Here is a 19,526-nt window from a genome sequence, read left to right as displayed (position 1 = left end):
CTGTTTCGGTGCTTGGCACACTATTTTTCCTGGAGAACCACACCGGGATCGGTGACGCCGGCCTCGACCCAGGCACGCCGCACCTGCTCGAACCGGGTCGGCAGCGGAGGCCGGGTGGCCCCCTGGCGGGCGTTGGACCGCAGCACGAAACGCCGCCACGAGAGCACGAGGCCCTGTCGCGTGATGGGCAGACCGCTCGAGACCGTGGTGCCGTTGTCGTGCGTGTGGTGGACGGTGAGCAGCAGCGCCCGCGGCACCGACCCCTCGAGCTCGGCCGCCAGCTCGGTGCGCACCACGGACCAGTGCCGCAGCACGACGACGACGTCCCCCGGCACACGGTGCCGGCGCGGCGTGCGGTGCTTGCCGTGCCGCACCAGGACCCTCCCCTCCCCCGTCGCTCGTGCGCCGGCGACACGGCCCCGCCCGGCCAGCTCGTCCGGGCCGAGGTCCAGGTCCTCCGCCCGGACGCGGAGCAGGTCGCCGTACCGCGCCCCGGTGCTGCGGGTCAGACCGGCGACGACCGCCAGCCGCACCGTCTCGGGCTTGGCCTCCGGGCGCAGCGCCTCGACCGCGAGCTCCCGCCAGACCCGCTCGGCCTCCTCCAGCGTGACCGGCGGGCGCGGGTAGCGTCCGGGGTTCGGGGCCGTCGTGGGGGTGTCGTCGCGTGCCATGCACTTATCCTCATGCTTGGCACACTTTTTTCTCGCCACGTGCCGCGGCGTGTCCTCGACCGGCGCGGGGCCACCCGACCAGGGCCAGGGCACCGAACGCCAGCACGGCACCGGCCGTCACGAAACCCGTACCCCGGGAGGTCGCCGACACGAGCACCCCGAGCCCCGCGGCGGCCCCCGCTCCCCCGGCCTGCAGCACCAGGGAGTTCACCGACAGCGCCGTGGCGCGCTCCCGGGACGAGACGGCACGGTGCGTGAGGTCGTCGAGCAACGGTCCGGCGATCCCGAGCAGCACGTAGACGGCCAGGAACCCGGTCACGGCCGCGCCGACCGTGGGCAGCCCGACGACACCCAGCGCGAGGGCTGCCAGCACCGTCGACACGGCTGCCGCGCGCGACCCGGAACGAGCCACGCGTGCCGCACGGGCCGCCAGCACCGACCCGCCCGCCGAGGCGCAGAACCCGAGCGTCACCAGCACGGCGTACGGCGCGGCCGCGCGCTGCTCCCCGCCGGTCGCGTCGGCCACGGCGCCCGGCGCGAGCAGCTCGATCCCCGCCAGGGCGACGCCCGTGGCCCCCATCACCAGCGCGACCCGGCGCAGCGGCGCCCGGGTGGCCGCCGTCGTGACGCCCCGGGCCACGGTGACCGGCACGTCCCGCAGGACGTCGCGCACCGATCCACGGGCGGGGCGGGCACCCTCGGCCACCCAGCGACGCACCAGGACGAGGTGCACCACACCGACGCCGGCGGCGACGACGAAGGGCACCGGCAGCGCGACGGCGGCGACGCCGCCCGCCAGCAGCGCTCCCGCACCCAGACCGAGGGACTCCGCGGAGGCGGCGCGCCCCAGGGCGGGGCGCAGGTCGGTCCCGGCGTCGAGCGCCTGCACGTGGTCGACGTACCAGGCCTGCAGCGGGCCGGAGTCGAGCGCCCGCGCAGCGCCGAGGAGGACCATGGCCGCGGACAGCACCGGCAGGGACGTGCCCACGGCCAGCAGGACCGCGGCGAGGACGGACAGCGCCGACGCGACGGTCAGCACGGGTCGGCGCCCCACGACGTCGGCGACGCCGCCCGTCGGGAGCTCCAGGACCACCGTGACCGCGCTGTGCAGCGCCACCAGCAGCCCGACCGCCGCCAGGTCCAGGCCGCGCTGCTGCAGGAGGAGCACCGTCACGGGCAGGGTCAGCCCCGTGGGGAACCAGCGCAGGAAGGACAGGGCCACGAGACGACGACGGAGCCCGTTCGCGTCGAGGGTGGCCGGGGTCCGGACGCTCACCGGTCCGACCGGTCCCCGGGAGCTCCCGGGTAGCCGTAGGCGAAGAACCGGACCGCCCGCGCACCGGCCGGGCGCGCCGACGCGTCGGCGGCACGGTGCTCGTAGGGGGCGAACAGGTCGTACAGCCCCTGCGTCACGCGCTCGAGCTCGTCGGGCGTCAACCACGCGACGACGTCGGTGGACAGCGCCGCACGACGCCACTCCTCGGGCTCGGCGGACCGTCGGTGCCAGAACCGACGCCAGGCGTCGAAGCGGAACGCGTCCACCGCCTCGTCGAGGGCGGCACGGGCCGCCTCGCCGGCCGGACCGGCGTCGTCCCAGGTGATGCCCTCCTCCCGGGCGGTCCAGGGGCGTTCCCGGCCGTGGCCGCCGCCGGCCGGGAAGACGTGGCCGTACTTCGCGAGCTGACGCAGGTGGTACGAGCAGTTCGCCGGGGTCTCCCCCAGCCGCTCCGCGCACTGCGTGGCCGTCAGGGGCCCTTCGGCGAGCAGGTCGAGCAGGGCGAACCGGACCGGGTGCGCCAGCGCGCGCAGCTCACGGGGGTCGGAGATCGTGCGCACCGGGAACGGCGGGGTGGGCGGCCCGTCACGCCGCGCGGGTCCGGACCCTGCCGGGACGGTGTCGTCTGCCATGCGATGAAACTACTCTTTCGAAAGAGTTGTTGCAATAGTAGGATGGCGTCGTGTCGTCACCCCTGCCCCGCACCCTGGCCACCGCCGTCGACCACGAGCTGGTCGTCAAGAAGTCACGGTTCCTGGCCCACCTCGCCCCCGCGACGACGGAGTCGGCGGCGGACGCCGTCGTCGCGGCCGTGCGCAAGCAGCACTGGGACGCGCGCCACCACTGCGTGGCGATGGTCCGCGGCACGCACGCCGACGCGCAGCGCTCCTCCGACGACGGCGAGCCCTCCGGCACCGCGGGCGTGCCGATGCTGGAGGTGCTGCGCCAGCAGCACCTCACCGACGTGGTCGCCGTCGTGACGCGCTACTTCGGGGGTGTCCTGCTCGGGGCGGGCGGCCTCGTGCGGGCCTACTCCGCGGCCGTCGCCGGCGCGGTCGAGGAGGCCGCCACCCGGCACCTGGTCCTCGAGCGCCGCGCCGTGCGCGAGGTCTGGGTGGACGCCCCGCACGCTGACGCGGGCCGCGTCGACCACCTGCTGCGCGACTGGAGCGCGGCGCACGGTGCCGTGGTCGGCGACCCGGAGTACGCCGAGGTCGCTCGTCTCCGGCTGCTGGTCCCGCCCGCCGAGCTCGACCGGCTCGACGCCGACCTCGCCGCCGCCACCGCCGGGCGGCTGGCCGCGCAGGTCGGTGCCGAGCGGATCGTGGACGTGCCGCCGGCGGACTGAGGCGCCCGCGGACGGCGACCCGTCAGGCCCGGACGCCGTCCGCGGCGACGGTGGCGCCGTCGGGAACCGTACCGACCCCGCCCTCTGGCTCGTCGAGGACGGCGTCGCCCACGACGGTGACGTCCGCGCCGAATGTCCAGTCGCCGGCCACGGACAGCCCCTCGGCCCCGCGCAACGACGGCGCACCGGCGGCGAAACGCTCGTCGAAGGCACCGATCGTCTTGTAGGTCTTCGACAGCTGCACCAGCGGGGCCGGCGCGGTGGCCCGCAGCCGGAAGTCGTCGGTCAGCTCGTACACGTCCGAGCGCAGCAGCAGCAGGTCGTTGGTGGTCTTCACCGGCAGGAACCGCTCACGGCCCACCTCGATCGCCGTGGCCCCGTCGAACACCGCGACGGCGGCACCCATCGCCGACTCGATCTGGACCACCTCGGGCGAGTCGCCGTCGGTCGGGTCGACCGTCTTGGAGTTGCGGATCAGGGGCAGCTCCAGCACTCCCCCCGTCCGGTCGAGCTCGGCCGCCAGCGCCTCCAGGTCGAACCACAGGTTGTTCGTGTGGAAGTACCGGTGCCGGGTCGGGTCCAGGGAGACGTCCATGTCGTCGGGGTGCGTCTGCGCGGTCTCGCGCTGGATGATCCGCCCGTCCGCCTTGCGCACCACGAGCTGGCCGCCCTTGACGTCGGCCGGCGTCTTCAGGCACATCTCGGCCGCGTAGGGGGCGCCGCTGCGGGCGAACCACGCCGCGATCTCGCCGTCCGGCGTCGCGCCGAGGTTGTCGGAGTTCGAGACCGACGCGTAGCGGAAGCCCGCCTCGAGCAGCGCGTGCACGACCCCGCCGGCGTGCAGCGCCGGGTACAGGTCGCCGTGACCGGGCGGGCACCACTCGAGGGTGGGGTCGGCGGGCCACTCGACCGGCTCGAGCGTGTCGGCGCGCAGCTTCGGCTCACGGTTCTGCAGGAAGTCCAGCGGCAGCCCGTCGACGGCCAGGTCGCCGTAGGGGGCGAGCGCCGCCAGCGTGTCGTCCTGGGTGCGGAAGGAGTTCATCAGCACCAGCGGCAGCCGGGCCCCGGTGGACCTCCGGGCGGCGCGCACCTGGCCGACGATGACGTCGAGGAAGCTCAGCGGCTCCCCCGCCTCGTCGCGCCGGACCTCGAGCAACGACTTGGCCTTGTCCATCCCCATCGAGGTGCCGAGGCCGCCGTTGAGCTTGATGATCGCGGTCCGGCCGAGCGCCTCGGCGGCCTCCTCGTCCGGGACGTCGAGGTCGGCGTGCCGCGTCAGCCCCGTCAGCGGTTCGACGTCGTCCTCCCGGACGAGCCCTGTCGCCCCCTCCTCCAGCAACCGGTAGAACCGGGTGAAGGTGTCGATCGCCGCGGTCGCCACGCCCGCGGCGCGCATCTTGTCCTGTGCCAGCTCGAGTCCACGATCGCTCATGCCTGGCACCCTAGCCGCCGCGGGTGTCCCGCGCGTGAACGGCCCGCGGCGCGGTCACAGGAACGGGTCGGGGTCCCCCGCGCCCTCGCGCACGACCTCCGGCGTCGGGCCGGAGAAGTCCACGACCGTCGTCGGCGCGGCCGTCACCACGCCGGACTCGACCACCAGGTCCACGTCGTTGTCCAGCTCCTCGGCGACCTGCCAGCCCTCGGTCATCGCCACGTCCTGGTCCGGCAGGATCAGCGTCGAGCTGAGCAGCGGCTCGCCCAGCTCGCGCAGGATCGCCTGGACCAGGCGCGAGTCCGGGATCCGCACCCCGACCGTCTTCTTCTTCGGGTGGGCCAGCCGCCGGGGCACCTCCGCCGTGGCCGGCAGGACGAACGTGTACGGCCCCGGAGTGGCCGCCTTGATCGCGCGGAACTCGGCGTTGTCCAGCCGGACCAGCTGGCCCATCTGCGCGAAGTCGGCGCACACGAGCGTGAAGTGGTGCTTGGCGTCGAGCCGACGGATCCGCCGGATCCTCTCGGCGCCGTCGTGCTGGCCGACCCGGCAGCCGAGCGCGTAGCCCGAGTCGGTCGGGTAGGCGACCAGGGCACCGGAGTCGAGGGCGTCCACGACCTGCCGGACCAGCCGCGGCTGCGGGTCCACGGGATGGATGTCGACGATGCGCGCCATGCCGCCAGGCTACGCCGCCGACCCCGCCGCGTCGCACGTCAACGCGCGCCGCAGCTCCTCCTCGCGCGCGTTGCCGCCGCTGCACACGACCGCCACGCGGCGCCCGGCGAAGCGCTCCGGGTGCGACATGACGGCCGCGAGCGCCGCGGCACCGGCGCCCTCGGCGACGGTCCGTGCCGCGGTGAGGTAGGCGTGCTGGGCGCGGGTGATGGCGTCGTCGTCGACCAGCAGGAAGTCGCGCAGGCGGTCGCGGAGCACCTGCTGGGTCAGGGCGAACCCGCAGCCGACGGCGAGCCCCTCGGCGCGGGTGCGGCTGGGACGGGTGCGCAGCGCCCCGGCACGCCAGGAGTCGTGCGCGGCGGGCGCGGCGGCGGACTGCACGCCGACGACCTCGACGTGGGGTGCGAGCGCGGCCGTGACCAGGCACGCGGCGGCCGCGCCGGAGCCGCCGCCGACGGGGACCACGAGGGTGTCCAGGTGCGGTTCCTGCTCGAGCAGCTCCAGGGTGGCGGTGGCGACTCCCGCGACGAGCTCGGGCTCGTCGCCGGCGCTGACCAGCCGAGCGCCGCGGCGCCGGGCGATCTCGTGGGCGTGGGAGGCGGCCGCGGCGAGGTCCGTGCCGTGCAGGACGACCTCGGCGCCGTGGTCGCGGACGGCTCGTTCCTTGACCGGGTTGGGGTTCCGCGGCATGACGATCGTGCACGGCAGGCCGGCGCGGGCGGCCGCGTAGGCCAGGGCCTGCGCGTGGTTGCCGGTGGAGTAGGCCACGATCCCGCGGGAGACGTCGCGGCCGCGCTGGACCAGGTTGAGGGCGCCGCGCACCTTGAAGGCGCCGGTGTGCTGGAGGTTCTCGTGCTTGACCACGACGGCGGTCCCGACGGCGCCCCGGGCGTGCACCAGCCGGTCGAGCGCGGGGTAGGCGCGGGCCGGGGTCCGCACGACGAGCCCGTCGAGGCGGTCGCGGGCGGCGTTGACGTCGTCGACGGTCGGGGGTGACGGTGCCATGGATCCATGCTGCGGCGGGGGCTTTCATCGGTCCAATGCCGGTCTTCGCGCACTTGGATCGCATCCGTCTATCAATGGCTCGTAGGCTGGGGGGATGACGGACGTCCCTCCTCCCCCGGCACAGCTCGACCTGACGCGGCTGCGGGTGCTGGCGGCCGTGGCGCGCACCGGGTCGGTGACGGCGGCCGCCCGCGACCTGCACTACGCGCAGCCCTCGGTCAGCCACCATCTGGCCCGCCTCGAGGCGGAGGCCGGTCTGCCGCTGCTGGAGCGCGTGGGCCGCGGTGTCCGGCTGACCGAGGCCGGCCAGCTGCTGGCCGACCGGGCCGAGGAGATCATCGCCCGGGTCGAGGGGGCGCAGCGCGAGCTGGACGCCCTGGCCGGGCTGCGGGCGGGCCGGGCGCGGTTGGCCGCCTTCCCCTCGGCGCTCGCCACGCTCGTGCCCGAGGCGGTGCACCGGCTGCGTGCGGCCCATCCCGGGCTGGGGGTGAGTCTCGTCGAGGCCGAGCCGCCGGAGGCCATCGCGGCGCTGCGCTCCGGCGAGGTGGACGTGGCGCTGGTGTTCGACCACGTCGACGTCTCCGACCCGCGTGCGGTGCGCGACCCGTCGCCGTTCACCGCCACCGCCGTGCTCGACGACGAGGTGCACCTGGTCACGTGCCCGGACCGGCCCGCGGCTGCCTCCGGGGCCCCCGAGACGTCCGACGCGACCGGGGATGCGGAGACGCCCGAGACGCCCGATGCCTCCCTCGGGGCCGGGTCGACGCCGGTGCTGCGCCGGTACGCCGACGCGCCCTGGATCGCGGGCTGCGAGCGGTGCCGGGCCGACCTGGTCGCCCGCTGCGCGGTGGCGGGCTACGCCCCGCGCATCGCCTTCGAGACCGACGACTACGTCGCGGTCCAGGCGCTGGTCGCGGCCGGTGCCGGGGTCAGCCTGCTGCCCGGTCTGGCGCTGCGGGCGCACCGCCACCCCGACGTGGCGACGTCGGTGCTGCCCGGCGCACGCCGGGCCGTGCGGGCGCTGACCGTGGGCGAGCCCTCGCCCCCCGTGCGGGCGCTGGTGGACCAGCTCGTCGCGATCGGCGCCGCCGACGCCGTGCCGGCCTGAGGCGCGAGGAGGCTCAGGCCACCGAGTCCTGCCACGCGCGCTGCATCGCGGCGTACCGCCCGCCCGCGGCGATGAGCTCGTCCGGGGAGCCGTCCTCCAGGACGCGCCCGTGCTCGAGCACCAGGACGCGGTCGGCGATGTCGACCGTCGACAGGCGGTGGGCGATGATGATCGCGGTGCGGTCGGCCAGCAGCGTCTGCAGACCGCGCTGCACCAGCCGCTCGCCCGGGACGTCCAGCGAGCTCGTCGCCTCGTCGAGCACGAGCACGGCCGGGTCGGCGAGGAAGGCGCGGGCGAAGCTCAGGAGCTGGCGTTGCCCCGCCGAGACCCGGCCGCCGCGCTTGTTGACGTCCGTGTCGTAGCCCTCGGGCAGGCTCTGGACGAACTCGTGCACGCCGACCGCACGGGCGGCCGCCTCGATCTCCTCGTCGGTGGCGTCCGGACGGCCGAGCGCGATGTTCTCCCGCACCGACCCGCTGAACAGGTACGCCTCCTGGGTCACCATCACCACCGCACGGCGCAGGTCCTCGCCGGAGACGCCGCGCACGTCGACCCCGTCCAGCAGCACCCGCCCGGCGCTGGCGTCGTAGAACCGGGTGACCAGCTTGGCCAGCGTGGACTTGCCCGCCCCGGTCGAGCCGACCAGGGCGACGGTCTGGCCGGCCGGGATCGTCAGGTCCAGCCCGGGCAGCACCACCGGGCCGTCACCGTAGCCGAAGGTGACCTCGTCGAGGCGGACCTCGCCGCGGGGCGCGGGCAGCGGCGTGGGGTCCTCCGGCTCGACGACGGTCGGTTCCTCGGCGAGAAGCCCCGAGACCTTCTCCAGCGCGGCGACGGCCGACTGCAGGGCGTTGTAGAACATCCCGAGCTGCTGGATCGGCTGGAAGAACCGCTTGACGTACAGCAGCACGGCCACCAGGGCCCCGACCTCGAGGGTCCCGTCCACGACCCGCCAGCCGCCATAGGCCAGCGCCGCGGTGACGGTCAGGTTGCCGATGAGCACCAGTCCGGGCTGGTAGCGGCCGTTGACCCCGAAGATGCGCAGGTTCGCGTCCCGGTACTGCTCGCCGAGGCGGCCGTACTCGGCGTCGTCGGTGGCCTCGCGGCGGAACGCCTGGACGGCGCGCATGCCGGTCATGGTCTCGACGAACTTCACGATCAGGCGCGCAGAGGCGGTGCGCTGCTCGCGGTAGGACACCTGCGAGCGCCGCTGGAACCACCGGGTGAGCCACCACGCGGGCAGCAGGGCGACCAGCAGCACGAGCCCGGAGCGCCAGTCGACGTAGAACAGCGCCCCGGCCGTGAACACCATGAGCATCAGCGACGACACGACACCGGTCAGACCGCCGTCGAACAGCTCGCGCAGCGCCTCCAGGTCGGAGGTCTGACGGCTGATCACCCGCCCGGAGGTGTAGGACTCGTGGAACTCCAGGGACAGTCGCTGGGTGTGCCGGAAGACGCGGCGGCGCAGCTCGAGCAGGACGCTCTGGGCCACCCGGGCGGCGGCGCGCACGTAGGCGCCGGCGCACAGGCCGCCGAGGACGGCCGCGAGCACGTACGCGCTGCCGACGGCGACGAGCCGGCCCGGGTCCCCGTCGCGCAGGGCGGGCAGCGCGGTGTCGATCGCGGCCTGGACGAGCAGCGGTCCGGCCACCTGGGCGGCCGTGCTGACCACGACCAGGGCGCCGGCCACGGCGAGCGCGCCGGCCCGGGGGCGCAGCAGCCGGCCGAGCAGTGCCAGGGACCGGCGGCGCACGGCGCGCGAGGTGCCGCGGTCCAGGTCGGTGGCGTCGTCGGCGCGCGCGTCGGTGGGGCGCAGCCGTGCGGCCGGCGTACTCATCGGACCTCCTCGGTGACGTCGGCGTCGTGCTCGTGGGCCGCCCAGTCCTCCTCCAGGGAGGCGACGACGTAGCGGTAGTGGGCGTCGCGGGCCAGCAGCTCGCGGTGGGTGCCGACGGCGGTGACGCGCCCGTCGGCCAGCACGGCGACCCGGTCGGCGAGCGCCACCGTGGAGGGCCGGTGGGCGATGACCAGGCTGGTCGTGCCCGCCAGCACCTCGCGCAGCCCTCGCGTGACGGCCTCCTCGGTGCTCACGTCGAGGGCGGACAGCGGGTCGTCGAGCACGAGGACGCGAGGCCGCGCGGCGATGGCGCGCGCCAGGGCGAGGCGCTGGCGCTGCCCGCCGGACAGGGACAGCCCTTCCTCGCCGATGCGTGTGTCGACACCGTGGGGCAGGTCGTGGACGAACCCTGCCCGGGCGACCTCGAGCGCGTCGGCGAGCAGGCGGTCGCGCTCGGTGGCGGGCAACGTGTCGTCGACGCCGAGCAGGACGTTCTCGCGCACCGTGGTGGAGAACAGCGTCGGGTCCTCGAAGGCGACGGCGACCGCGCGGCGCAGGTCGTGGCGGCGCAGGTCGCGCACGTCGACGCCGTCGAGGCGGACGGAGCCGCCGGTGACGTCGTGGATGCGCGGCAGCAGCATCGCCAGGGTCGACTTGCCCGAACCGGTCAGGCCGACCAGGGCGGTGGTGGTCCCGGCGGGCAGGTCGAGGTCGACCCCGTCCAGGACGGGCGGCTCGTCGTCCTCGTAGCGGAACACCACGTCGCGCAGCGTCACGTCGCCACGGACCGTGCCGAGCTCGCGCGGCTCGGCGGGGTCCGTCAGCGGGTTGGGCGTCTCGACGACCTCGAAGAAGCGGTCGACGGCGGTGCGAGCGTTCAGGGTCATCGACAGCGTCATGCCGAGGTCGACCACGGGGCCGTTGATGACGGCGGCCGTGAGGAAGAACGCGGCCAGCGCCCCGACGCTGATCTGCCCGTCGGCGGTCAGCCAGACGCCCAGGACGAGGCACACCGCGAGCGTCAGCTCGGGGATGAGCTGCAGGGCGGTGGTGACGGTGGCCTGGTTGCCGGCCTTGCGGATCTCGGTGCGTCGCAGCCGCTCGGCCTGGCCGGTGAACGAGGCCAGGGCGTCCCCGCCGCGGCCGAAGGCCTTGAGCACGCGGATGCCGTGCACGGACTCCTCGACGGTGGTGGCCAGGTCCCCGGACTGGTCCTGGGACAGCCGGGCGATGACGCGGTATCGGCGCGAGAACCGGTACGCGACGACCGTGACGGGTACGGCGCCGGCGAGGTAGACGAGGCCCAGCCACCCCGCGGTCGAGACGAGCACGCCGACGCCGACGACGATGGTGATCGTGCTGACCACGAGCTGCAGCAGCCCGAAGACGAGCCAACGGCGCAGCAGGCCGAGGTCGGTCATCGAGCGGCTGAGCAGCTGGCCACCGGCCCAGCGGTCGTGGAAGGAGGCGGGCAGCTGCAGCAGGTGGCGGAACAGGGTGGTGCGCAGCGCCGCCTCGACGCGGGTGCCGGGGTACATCACGAGGTTGCGGCGCAGCAGGATCAGCCCGGCCTCGAGCAGGCCGAGGGCGAGCACGGCCAGGGTGGGCCACACCAGTGCGCCGACGTCGCCGGCTGCCGCCCCGGAGGCCAGCGGTCCCTCGACCAGCTCCTGGAGCACGCGCGGGATCGCCAGCGCGGCCAGGCTGGCCCCCAGCGCGGCGACGAGCCCGGCGACCAGCCGGGGCAGGGCGGGCCGCACGTACGGCAGCAGCCGCCGCAACGAGGCCGGGGTGCTCAGGTGCGACCCGGCCGGGGCCGGCGGTCCGTCGGGTCGGTGGGGAGGCGCGGAGGAGGGCATCGAAACGATTCTCGCACCCGGCACCGACATCGTTGCCCCGGGCACGACCTCCGGCCGCCTACGCTGGGGCCGTGGTCCGCTTCGACGACGAGCACTGGAACACGTACAACGCCGCCCAGGAGGGACGGACGCCCCGTCGTCTGTGCCGGCGCCTGCTCGACCGTGCCGGCCCGGGCGACGGTCGCCGCGCCCTCGACCTGGGAGCCGGTGCCGGCGTCGAGACCGCCGCCCTGCTGGACCACGGCTGGCGCGTCCTCGCGATCGACCCCGCCCCGTCGACCGTGGAGCGGGTGACCGCCGCGGTCGCGCCCGCGCACCGCCCAGCCCTGACCGTGCGCCGCCAGGGCGTCGCCGACGCGCTGCCCCTGCCCCCGCTCGACCTCCTGCACGCCGGGTTCACGCTGCCGTTCGTGCCGCCCGCGGACTTCCCCGCCGTGTGGGACGGGTTGCGCACCGCGCTGCGTCCGGGCGACTGGTGCGGCGTCACGCTGTTCGGCCCGCGCGACACCTGGGCCGCCGACCCGACCCTCGCCGGGCGGCTCTCCTTCCACGACCGCGACGAGCTCGACGACCTCTGCTCCGGCTGGGACGTGGTCGAGGTCCTCGAGGAGGAGAACGACGGCCCGTCGTTCGGCGGACCGAAGCACTGGCACACCCTGGAGGTCGTGGCCCGCCGCCCCCTCGACGACACCGGGCCGCGCTGAAGTCAGCCGGGTACGCCGGCCCCGGCCCTCGCGGGCTGCCACCCGCCGCCGACCGGTGCCGTGCCGCCGTCGTGGACCGCGGTGCGCACGGCGGCGAAGTGGTCCACCGGTCCGTGGCCCTGCCCGACGCCGAGGTCGGCCCCGGCGGCCAGCGCCGCCGTGAGCCAGGCCTTCGTGCCCGCCAGGGCCCGGTACCAGTCGCCCTCGCGCACGAAGCGCGTGGCCAGCCCGGCCGACAGCGAGCAGCCGGTGCCGTGGGTGTGCGGCGTGTCGACCCGGCGGCCCTCGACCTCGCGCACGGTGCCGTCCGGGCCGACCAGCGCGTCCGGGACGCGGTCCCCGGGCAGGTGCCCGCCCTTGACGACCACGTGCAGCCGGGCGCGAGCGGCCAGCCGCACGCCCTGGCCCACGGCTGCCTGCCAGTCCCGGGCCGTCGGCTCGCCGAGCAGGACGGCCAGCTCGGGCAGGTTGGGGGTGACGACGTCGCAGCGGGACAGCAGACCGCGGACGGCCGTCTCGCCGGCCGCGTCCAGCAGCCGGTCGCCCGAGGTCGCGATCATCACCGGGTCGAGGACCACGGGCACGGTGGCCGGGATCCGCCGCAGCCAGGCGTCCAGCACCGCGGCCACGTCGGCGCCGGCCAGCATGCCGATCTTCACGGCGTCGATCGCCACGTCGTCCGACAGCGCCTCGAGCTGCGCGGCCAGGAACTCCGGCGGCGGGACGTGGACGTCGCGCACACCGCAGGTGTTCTGCGCGGTCAGCGCCGTCAGCGCGGCCATGCCGTAGCCGTCGGCGGCGGCGATCGACTTCAGGTCCGCCTGGACGCCGGCACCTCCCGACGGGTCCGAGCCCGCCACCGCCAGCACGCGGGGCGGGGCTCCCGGGCTCCTCGGCGGCGCGGTCGGCGGCGGGGTGGCGGCGCGGGTCGTCATCGGCGACATCCCTTCGTCAGTGCGAGCTGCGTCAGGTTCGACGGGTGTGATCTCAGCGCCCTGGCGGGCGCACCCCGTGTCGAGTCCCCACCGTAGCGTGCCGTCCGGTCCCGGGGTGCACGCCGCTGGCCGGGCTGCCCGATGCCTGCCGTACCGCGCGGTGCCGGCGGCTCAGGACCGCGGGACGACCTGGCCGAGCGCGTCCTCGAGCGAGACGACGCCCACCAGCAGGTCGCCGTCCATGACGACGGCCAGCTGCACGCTGGCGCGCCGCATGCCGGACAGCGCCTCGTGGACCGGCATCTGGGGCCGCACGACGTACGCCGGACGGGCGAGCTCGCGCACGGGGCGCTCGGCGGGTTCGAGCAGCGTGTCGCGCACGTGCACGATGCCGGGCGGGCCGTCACCGGTGTCGACCAGGATGCGCAGGTGTCCGCTGCGCCGTGCGGCCTCCTGCACGGCGGCGACGTCCGCGTCCGCGGCGACGGCGGTCGGTGCGGCGTCGGCCCGGACGAAGGAGGACACCTCGCGGGTGGTCAGGTCGAGGGCGCCGGCCAGCGGGGCGCTGAGGGCGTCGTCGAGCGACCCCTTGCGCGCCGAGTGGTCCACCAGGTGGCGGATCGTCTCGGCGTCCTGCCCGCCGACGGCGGCGCGGTCGACGGGTTCGACGCCCACCGCGGCGACCAGCTTGTTCGCCATCCGGTTGATCCAGCCCAGCAGCGGCCGGAACACCCAGATGAAGGCGCGGGCCGGCGGCGCGATGAGCATGGCGGACCGTTCGGGGTGGGTGATGGCCCACGACTTCGGCGCCATCTCGCCCACCACCAGGTGCAGGAAGGTCACCAGCAGCAGCGACAGGACGAACGCGGCCGAGTCGGCGAGCCAGTACGGCGCACCGACGGACTCGATCCACGGGCCCAGCCACCCGTCCACGGCGGGTTTGGTCACCGCACCGAGCGCGAAGGTGCAGGCGGTGATGCCGAGCTGGGCCCCGGCGAGCATGACGGTCAGCTCGTTGGTGGCGCGCAGCGCGGAGCGGGCGGCCCCGTGCGTCGGGGCCATCTCCTCCAGGCGGTGCCGGCGCGCGCCCAGCAGCGCGAACTCGATGATCACGAAGAAGCCGCTCGCCACGAGCAGCAGGGTCGTGACGGCGGTCACGATCCACGGGTTCGTCATCGCCGCTCCCCCTCGCTCTCGAGGTCCTCGTCGCTCGCCGCGGGCGTCTCGTCCCCGGGATCGTCGTCGGGGTCCTCGGACTCCGACGGCTCGATCTCGTGCAGTGTCACCCGGAGCCGGGACGGGACGTACCGGTCCACGGTGAGCACCTCGATGGTGAGCCGGCGCTGCACCTGCTCGTGCAGGGCGAGCTCGACCGGTTCGGTGGCCAGCTCGACCGTCACGGTCTCCCCCACCTGCGGCAGGTGGCCGTGCTCGGCGATCACCAGGCCGGACATCGTCTCGTAGTCCCCTCGGGGCAGCTCGTGCTCGAGGACGCGCTCGGCCTCGTCCAGGTGGACGTCACCACCCATGCGCCAGGAGGTCTCGTCCTCGGGCTCGACGATCTCGGCCTGCTCGACGTCGTGCTCGTCGGTGATCTCCCCGGCCACCTCCTCGGCCAGGTCCTCGGCGGTGAGGATGCCGGCGAAGCCGCCGTACTCGTCGATGACGCAGGCCAGCTCGTCGCGCCGCGCCGTGAGCTCCGCGAGCGCGTCGGGCAGCAGCATCAGGGTCGGCACGACTGTGGCCGGACGCATGATGTCGCTGACCGGTGCCTCCTGGTCCTCGCCGGCGGCCAGCACGTCGAGCAGGTGCACCACCCCCACCGGTTCGTCCTCGTCGGAGATCACCGGGTACCGGGTGTGCGCGGCGGCCATGGCGGCGCGTGCCTCGCCGACCGTGGCGTCCGGGGCCAGCGTGTCGACGCGGGCGCGCGGGACCATGGCGTGCTCGACGTCGCGCTGGGGGAAGTCGAGGATCCGGTCCAGCATCATGGACAGCTCGTCGGGCAGGTCCCCGCTCTGGCGCGAGTCGGCCACGATGTGCTCCAGGTCGCGCGCGGTGGCGCTGGAGTCGACGTCCTCGACGGGCTCGATGCGCACCAGCCGCAGCAGACCGTTGGCGGCGTGGTCGAAGACCGTGATCAGCCAGCCGAAGGCGGCCAGGTAGATCCGGGTGGAGCGGGCGAGCCGGCGCGCCAGGGTGTCCGGCGCCGCGATGGCCAGGTTCTTGGGGAACAGCTCGCCGAAGATCATCTGCGCCACGGTGGAGATCGCGAGCGCCGCGACGGTGCCGACGGCCACGCTGACCCCTGCCGGGACGCCGACGACGCCGAAGATCTCGCCGAGGGACTCACCGACGAGGGGCTCGGCGACGTAACCGATGAGCAGACCCGTCACGGTGATACCGAGCTGGGCGCCCGAGAGCATGAAGGAGGTCCGTCGGGTGACCGTCAGGGCGTTGGCGGCGGCCTTGTCGCCCGCCTCGGCCTGCGCCCCCAGCCGGGAGCGGTCCACCGACATGTAGGCGAACTCCTGGGCGACGAAGTAGCCGTTGAAGGCGATGACGACCGCGATGACCACGATCCCGAGCAGCAGGGTGGCGACGGTGATCAGCACCGGCCACCCCCGGACTGCTGCGACGCGCTGTGCCGTCGATGGTCTCCGTCTGCTGGATCAGCAGCCTTGTTCACGAGTTGTTCCACGCCTCCCAGCAGGTGTTGTCCCGGGATCCTATATCGGCCCGGGGCGGGCGGCCACGGCGCGCGGAGGTCAGGCGCCGCCGGTCACCCGGGGGCTGGTCAGCGCCAGGCGCAGCACGTTGCGGGCGGTGCGCTGCAGCTCGCCCCGCGTGAGACCGTCGTCGGCGGCCAGGGAGGCCAGCAGGGAGCCGTCACCGTGACGGTCCTCGCGCCCCCACGCCCCGGGCATGTGCACGTCCACCTGGGCGCGCACCCGGTAGGCGTCGTTGGTCACGGCCGGGAAGTCGGGGTCGACGGCCTCGCGCATCCACCAGTCGGTCATGACGGCGCCGTCGAAGCCCCACTCGCCCCGCAGGATCGTCGTGACCAGGTCGTGGTGGTAGTGGCCCCAGACGCCGTTGATCTTGTTGTAGGACGTCATGAGGGTCCGCGGCGCGGACTCGGCGACGCAGATCTCGAAGCCGCGCAGGTAGATCTCCCGCAGCGCCCGCTCGGACACGCGCGAGTCGTGGTGCTCGCGGTTGTCCTCCTGGTTGTTCGCGGCGAAGTGCTTGGGGCAGGCCGCCAGCCCCCCGGACTGGATGCCGCGCACGGTGGCGGCGGCCATCCGCCCGGTGAGCAGCGGGTCCTCGGAGAAGTACTCGAAGTTGCGTCCGCACAGGGGGTCACGCTGGACGTTCATGCCCGGCGAGAGCAGGACGTCCGACCCCTTGGCCGCCATCTCGGCGGCCAGCAAGGTGTTGAGCTCGGTGACGAGCTCGACGTTCCAGGTCGAGGCGAGCGCCGTCCCGCAGGGCAGCAGCGCGGTGTGGGTGGCCAGCCGGATCCCGGCGGGGCCGTCCGTGGTGGTCAGGGCGGGCACGCCCTTGGCGCGCAGGGACGGCACGGTGCCGGCGAGCGCGCCGGCGTTGCCCGCGGCGCCGAGGGCCGAGTCCATCGTGAAGTCCCCGCGCGAGAGCGCCTCGAGCTCGTCGTCGTCGAGCTGGGCGACGAAGGTGTCGAGGTCGGCCCGCCCGGCGGCGACGTCGGCCAGGTGGACCCCGGCGTCCCCGGTCTGCGCGACGGCGGCGGGCAGCCCGGCGAGCACCCGGTCGCGGCGCGACACGGTCGCCACGGGCACCGGGGCGTGCGCGACCTGCGGCGCGCCGTCGGGTCCGGTGCGGGCCACGACGCGGTCGAAGGCGTGCGCCGGCTCGACGGCGGCGGCCTCGGCCACCTGCCGCACGACGCGCAGGTCCTCGACGTCGATGCCGCCGCACGGCAGGGCGCTGCGCACGTCGGTGCCCAGCAGGACCTCGTAGCGGCCGGCCTCGAGCACGTAGGCGGACCGGTGCCCGGTCGCCCCGCCGTCGTCGTACGCGGCGAGGTCCTCGAGCCGGAAGCGCAGCTCGAGCGTCTGCGACGCGCCGGGGGCGAGCTCGCGGGTCTTGGCGAAGGCGGCCAGGTGCCGGGCCGGGCGGCCCAGGACGCCCTGGGGGGCGCGCACGTAGACCTGCACGACCTCGGTGCCGGGGTGGACGGCGTGGGTGTTGGTGACCTCGGCCCGCACCACGACCTCGCCGTCGTCGGCGCGCACGTCCCGGGCGCGCACGTCGAAGCTCGCGTAGGTCAGCCCGAAGCCGAACGGGAACAGCACGTCCTCGGCCGCGAACGTCTCGAACCACCGGTAGCCGACGTAGACGTCCTCGACGTACTCGTTGTGCTCGTGGCCGCCGAAGTGCCCGGCACTCGGGTAGCGGTCGTAGGCGGTGGCGATCGTGGCGGTCAGCTTGCCGCCGGCCGGGACGGCCCCGGTGAGCACGTCGGCCACGGCGCGTCCCGACTCCATCCCGCCCTGCCAGGCCAGCAGCACGGCGTCGAGGTCGTACTCCCGGGTCCAGGCGAGGTCGACCACGTTGCCGGTGTCGACCACGACGACGGTGCGCTCGAACGCGGTGCTGACCTGCGACAGCAGCGTGCGCTCGTCGGCGGTGAGGTGGTAGCCGCCCTCGGTGAGCGACTGCTCGCGCGCCTCGCCCGCCGCACGGCCGAGGACGACGACGGCGGTCGGGGTGCGGGCGGCGACGGCCTCGACCTCCGCGGTGGTCAGCGGCATCTCCGGGTGGGAGCGGGGCCAGGTGCCCCAGGCGGGTTCGGGGTCGACGGGGTGCTCGTCGCACCAGGTCGCGTACCGCTCGGCGAGCGGGGCGTCCACCTGCAGGTCGGTGGCCGCCAGCGCGTCCACGAGGTTCCACGAGTACGGGGGGCGCACGTCCCCGCCGGAGCCGTAGCCGACGGTGAAGTAGTCGCGCTGGACGCGGCCGAACACCGCGATGGGAGCGCTCCCAGACAGTGGCAGAGCCTCGTTCTCGTTCGTCAGCAGCACGATGCCCTCGGCGGCGGCACGGCGACACGTCTCCCCCATGCCCTCCGGGATCCACGCGTCCTCGGACCGCAGCTGCACACGTCCCTGCGCGAGCCGGTCCGAGCTGTCGACCTGGCCGATACCTGCCGCTCGTTCGTTCACGTCGAGTACTGTACGCGCCGCGACGCACCCCGGGCATCCGCTCGACGGCCCGCCGGCACCGGCCCGGGGACGCCGACGGCGGGGCGCCCGACCCGCGTCGGACGTCCCGCCGTCGACCGCGACCTCAGTCCTCGACGACCGAGAGGGTCAGGTCGATGTTCCCGCGCGTGGCGTTGGAGTACGGGCACACCTTCTCCGCGGCGTCCGCGAGCGCCTGGGCCTCGGCAGCCGGCAGGTCCGGCACGACGACCTCGAGCTCGACGGCCAGGCCGAAGCCGCCGTCGTCGTCGGCACCGATGTGCACCCGGGCCCCGACCGAGGTGTCGGTCAGCCGGATCTTCTGCTGCCTCGCCACGTTCTGCAGCGCCGAGTGGAAGCAGGCGGCGTAGCCGGCGGCGAAGAGCTGCTCGGGGTTCGATCCCTCGCCCGACCCGCCGAGGTCCTTGGGGACGGCCATGTCGAGGTCGACGCGCCCGTCGTCGGTACGGACGTGGCCGTCGCGGCCGGCGCCGGTGGACAACGCCTCGGCGGTGTAGCCGATGTTCTGGAGCACGGAGCGGTTCCCTTCGTGGTGGACTCGCCACGCCCGGTCAGGCGTCGGCGTGCAGGGCCAGGTAGTCGTTCGCCTCGCGCAGCCGGGCCATGAGGTCGGCCGCGGCGGCGTGGTCCGGCGGCAGGCGCTCGGCGAGGCACCGCTGGACGTCCTCCAGCTCGCCGTGCATCGCCCGCCCGGCGTCGGTCAGCGCGACGGTCACGACGCGTTCGTCCTCGGGGGAACGCCCCCGGCGGACCAGCCCGCGTCCCTCCAGCCGCTTGGCCAGCGGGGACAGCGTCCCGGAGTCGAGGTCCAGCAGGCGCCCGAGCTCGCCGACGGTCAGCGGCTGGCCCCGGTTGGCGCCGAGCATCTCGATCACGAGGTACTGCGTGTAGCTCAGGCCCCACGGCGCGAGCAGGTCGGCGTACAGCCGTCCGATGCGGCGCTCCAACGAGTACACGGCGAAGCACAGCAGGGGGTCGAGGACCTTCGAGGCGCCGACGTCTGGCATGCCAGGAGCATGGCACGCATTTCCATTGCGCGCAATGCAGTTGTGCGCAATGCAGTTGTGCGCAATACATTCACGTGCGACGTGCCGGTGGTGTGCGCGCCACGCGGGGTCGATGCCGCCCGACGCGGCGCACCGAGGCTTACCGTGGGGGCGTGACCACCCGCCTGCGCGCCGTCGTCCACGGTCGGGTCCAGGGCGTCGGCTTCCGGTACGCCACGGCCCGGGTCGCCGAGCGGGCCGGGGTGGCCGGAGAGGTCGCCAACCTCCCCGACGGCACGGTCGCGGTCGAGCTCGAGGGCGACGAGCCGTCCGTCGCGGGCGTCGTGGACTTCCTGCACCGCGGTCCCCCGGCGGCGAGCGTCTCGTCCGTCGAGGTGACCACGGTCGAGCCCCGGGGCGACACGGTCTTCCGCATCCGGTGAG

The 19,526-nt window shown here is 74.7% G+C and carries 18 protein-coding genes and 1 riboswitch; of the genes, 4 read left to right on the top strand and 14 right to left on the bottom strand.

Annotated elements, in window-relative coordinates:
• Positions 1 to 20: 20 nt before the first annotated feature.
• From V5O49_RS00730 to V5O49_RS00720, 3 genes are read right to left on the bottom strand one after another with little or no spacing between them, the layout of a single operon-like run.
• Entirely contained in the window at positions 21 to 671 is a 651-nt protein-coding gene (locus V5O49_RS00730; protein ID WP_332900546.1) for a hypothetical protein, read from the bottom strand.
• Positions 672 to 681: 10 nt separating this feature from the next.
• The gene (locus V5O49_RS00725; protein ID WP_332900545.1) at positions 682 to 1,947 is read right to left on the bottom strand and encodes an MFS transporter; all 1,266 of its coding nucleotides are present in this window, start codon (positions 1,945 to 1,947) and stop codon (positions 682 to 684) included.
• The gene (locus V5O49_RS00720) at positions 1,944 to 2,579 is read right to left on the bottom strand and encodes an ArsR/SmtB family transcription factor (RefSeq protein ID WP_332900544.1); all 636 of its coding nucleotides are present in this window, start codon (positions 2,577 to 2,579) and stop codon (positions 1,944 to 1,946) included. The genes V5O49_RS00725 and V5O49_RS00720 overlap by 4 nt, the downstream gene beginning before the upstream one ends.
• A 50-nt stretch (positions 2,580 to 2,629) precedes the next feature.
• On the opposite strand from V5O49_RS00720, the gene V5O49_RS00715 reads away from it, so the two are divergent.
• Entirely contained in the window at positions 2,630 to 3,295 is a 666-nt protein-coding gene (locus V5O49_RS00715; protein WP_332900543.1) for an IMPACT family protein, read from the top strand.
• A gap of 22 nt (positions 3,296 to 3,317) precedes the next feature.
• Here V5O49_RS00715 and V5O49_RS00710 read toward each other — a convergent pair whose 3' ends face one another.
• From V5O49_RS00710 to V5O49_RS00700, 3 genes are read right to left on the bottom strand one after another with little or no spacing between them, the layout of a single operon-like run.
• Positions 3,318 to 4,727 carry a UTP--glucose-1-phosphate uridylyltransferase gene (locus V5O49_RS00710; RefSeq protein ID WP_332900542.1) on the bottom strand — a complete coding sequence of 470 codons (1,410 nt, stop codon included), beginning with the start codon at positions 4,725 to 4,727 and terminating at the stop codon, positions 3,318 to 3,320.
• Between the two features lie 54 nt (positions 4,728 to 4,781).
• Positions 4,782 to 5,402, bottom strand: coding sequence for an L-threonylcarbamoyladenylate synthase (locus tag V5O49_RS00705; RefSeq protein ID WP_332900541.1), 621 nt, complete (start codon positions 5,400 to 5,402; stop codon positions 4,782 to 4,784).
• Positions 5,403 to 5,411: 9 nt separating this feature from the next.
• On the bottom strand, positions 5,412 to 6,407 hold the full coding sequence (locus tag V5O49_RS00700) for a threonine ammonia-lyase (RefSeq protein ID WP_332900540.1): 996 nt from the start codon (positions 6,405 to 6,407) through the stop codon (positions 5,412 to 5,414).
• Between the two features lie 94 nt (positions 6,408 to 6,501).
• Between V5O49_RS00700 and V5O49_RS00695 the strand changes: the two genes are divergently transcribed.
• The gene (locus tag V5O49_RS00695) at positions 6,502 to 7,515 is read left to right on the top strand and encodes a LysR family transcriptional regulator (RefSeq protein ID WP_332900539.1); all 1,014 of its coding nucleotides are present in this window, start codon (positions 6,502 to 6,504) and stop codon (positions 7,513 to 7,515) included.
• Positions 7,516 to 7,528: 13 nt separating this feature from the next.
• Here the strand turns inward: V5O49_RS00695 and V5O49_RS00690 are convergent, their stop codons facing one another.
• Both V5O49_RS00690 and V5O49_RS00685 read right to left on the bottom strand, forming a co-directional pair.
• The gene (locus tag V5O49_RS00690) at positions 7,529 to 9,355 is read right to left on the bottom strand and encodes an ABC transporter ATP-binding protein (RefSeq protein ID WP_332900538.1); all 1,827 of its coding nucleotides are present in this window, start codon (positions 9,353 to 9,355) and stop codon (positions 7,529 to 7,531) included.
• Positions 9,352 to 11,214: an ABC transporter ATP-binding protein gene (locus V5O49_RS00685; protein ID WP_332900537.1), complete on the bottom strand. Its 1,863-nt coding sequence runs from the start codon at positions 11,212 to 11,214 to the stop codon at positions 9,352 to 9,354. The genes V5O49_RS00690 and V5O49_RS00685 overlap by 4 nt, the downstream gene beginning before the upstream one ends.
• Positions 11,215 to 11,285: 71 nt before the next feature.
• Here V5O49_RS00685 and V5O49_RS00680 point away from each other — a divergent pair, with 71 nt between their 5' ends.
• Positions 11,286 to 11,918 (top strand): class I SAM-dependent methyltransferase, encoded by a 633-nt coding sequence (locus V5O49_RS00680; RefSeq protein WP_332900536.1) that lies wholly within the window; start codon positions 11,286 to 11,288, stop codon positions 11,916 to 11,918.
• Positions 11,919 to 11,920: 2 nt separating this feature from the next.
• Here the strand turns inward: V5O49_RS00680 and thiD are convergent, their stop codons facing one another.
• The 6 genes from thiD to V5O49_RS00650 form a co-directional block, all read right to left on the bottom strand.
• Positions 11,921 to 12,853, bottom strand: a complete 933-nt coding sequence (thiD, locus tag V5O49_RS00675; RefSeq protein ID WP_332900535.1) for a bifunctional hydroxymethylpyrimidine kinase/phosphomethylpyrimidine kinase — start codon at positions 12,851 to 12,853, stop codon at positions 11,921 to 11,923.
• A riboswitch (TPP riboswitch) is annotated at positions 12,845 to 12,940 on the bottom strand. Its footprint overlaps the gene before it by 9 nt.
• An 84-nt stretch (positions 12,941 to 13,024) precedes the next feature.
• Positions 13,025 to 14,029: a hemolysin family protein gene (locus V5O49_RS00670; protein WP_332900534.1), complete on the bottom strand. Its 1,005-nt coding sequence runs from the start codon at positions 14,027 to 14,029 to the stop codon at positions 13,025 to 13,027.
• Positions 14,026 to 15,468, bottom strand: a complete 1,443-nt coding sequence (locus tag V5O49_RS00665) for a hemolysin family protein (protein ID WP_332900533.1) — start codon at positions 15,466 to 15,468, stop codon at positions 14,026 to 14,028. The genes V5O49_RS00670 and V5O49_RS00665 overlap by 4 nt, the downstream gene beginning before the upstream one ends.
• A 153-nt stretch (positions 15,469 to 15,621) precedes the next feature.
• On the bottom strand, positions 15,622 to 18,057 hold the full coding sequence (locus tag V5O49_RS00660; RefSeq protein WP_332900532.1) for a beta-glucosidase: 2,436 nt from the start codon (positions 18,055 to 18,057) through the stop codon (positions 15,622 to 15,624).
• A 124-nt stretch (positions 18,058 to 18,181) separates the two neighbouring features.
• Positions 18,182 to 18,610, bottom strand: a complete 429-nt coding sequence (locus V5O49_RS00655; RefSeq protein ID WP_332900531.1) for an organic hydroperoxide resistance protein — start codon at positions 18,608 to 18,610, stop codon at positions 18,182 to 18,184.
• Between the two features lie 37 nt (positions 18,611 to 18,647).
• Positions 18,648 to 19,103 (bottom strand): MarR family winged helix-turn-helix transcriptional regulator, encoded by a 456-nt coding sequence (locus V5O49_RS00650; protein ID WP_332900530.1) that lies wholly within the window; start codon positions 19,101 to 19,103, stop codon positions 18,648 to 18,650.
• Between the two features lie 152 nt (positions 19,104 to 19,255).
• Here V5O49_RS00650 and V5O49_RS00645 point away from each other — a divergent pair, with 152 nt between their 5' ends.
• Positions 19,256 to 19,525: an acylphosphatase gene (locus tag V5O49_RS00645; protein ID WP_332900529.1), complete on the top strand. Its 270-nt coding sequence runs from the start codon at positions 19,256 to 19,258 to the stop codon at positions 19,523 to 19,525.
• The last annotated feature ends 1 nt before the right edge of the window (position 19,526 follow it).

The organism is Isoptericola haloaureus (assembly GCF_036689775.1).
GTDB lineage: Bacteria > Actinomycetota > Actinomycetes > Actinomycetales > Cellulomonadaceae > Isoptericola > Isoptericola haloaureus.
Note: the sequence above shows the minus strand (reverse complement) of the source record. Positions and strands in the feature narration are given on the sequence as shown.

Coding starts and splice junctions, on each gene's coding strand:
- V5O49_RS00685 (WP_332900537.1), bottom strand. CDS start 11,214: ATGCCCTCCTCCGCGCCTCCCCACCGACCCGACGGACCGCCGGCCCCG.
- V5O49_RS00695 (WP_332900539.1), top strand. CDS start 6,502: ATGACGGACGTCCCTCCTCCCCCGGCACAGCTCGACCTGACGCGGCTG.
- V5O49_RS00700 (WP_332900540.1), bottom strand. CDS start 6,407: ATGGCACCGTCACCCCCGACCGTCGACGACGTCAACGCCGCCCGCGAC.
- V5O49_RS00730 (WP_332900546.1), bottom strand. CDS start 671: ATGGCACGCGACGACACCCCCACGACGGCCCCGAACCCCGGACGCTAC.
- V5O49_RS00670 (WP_332900534.1), bottom strand. CDS start 14,029: ATGACGAACCCGTGGATCGTGACCGCCGTCACGACCCTGCTGCTCGTG.
- V5O49_RS00705 (WP_332900541.1), bottom strand. CDS start 5,402: ATGGCGCGCATCGTCGACATCCATCCCGTGGACCCGCAGCCGCGGCTG.
- thiD (WP_332900535.1), bottom strand. CDS start 12,853: ATGACGACCCGCGCCGCCACCCCGCCGCCGACCGCGCCGCCGAGGAGC.
- V5O49_RS00650 (WP_332900530.1), bottom strand. CDS start 19,103: ATGCCAGACGTCGGCGCCTCGAAGGTCCTCGACCCCCTGCTGTGCTTC.
- V5O49_RS00690 (WP_332900538.1), bottom strand. CDS start 9,355: ATGAGTACGCCGGCCGCACGGCTGCGCCCCACCGACGCGCGCGCCGAC.
- V5O49_RS00710 (WP_332900542.1), bottom strand. CDS start 4,727: ATGAGCGATCGTGGACTCGAGCTGGCACAGGACAAGATGCGCGCCGCG.
- V5O49_RS00720 (WP_332900544.1), bottom strand. CDS start 2,579: ATGGCAGACGACACCGTCCCGGCAGGGTCCGGACCCGCGCGGCGTGAC.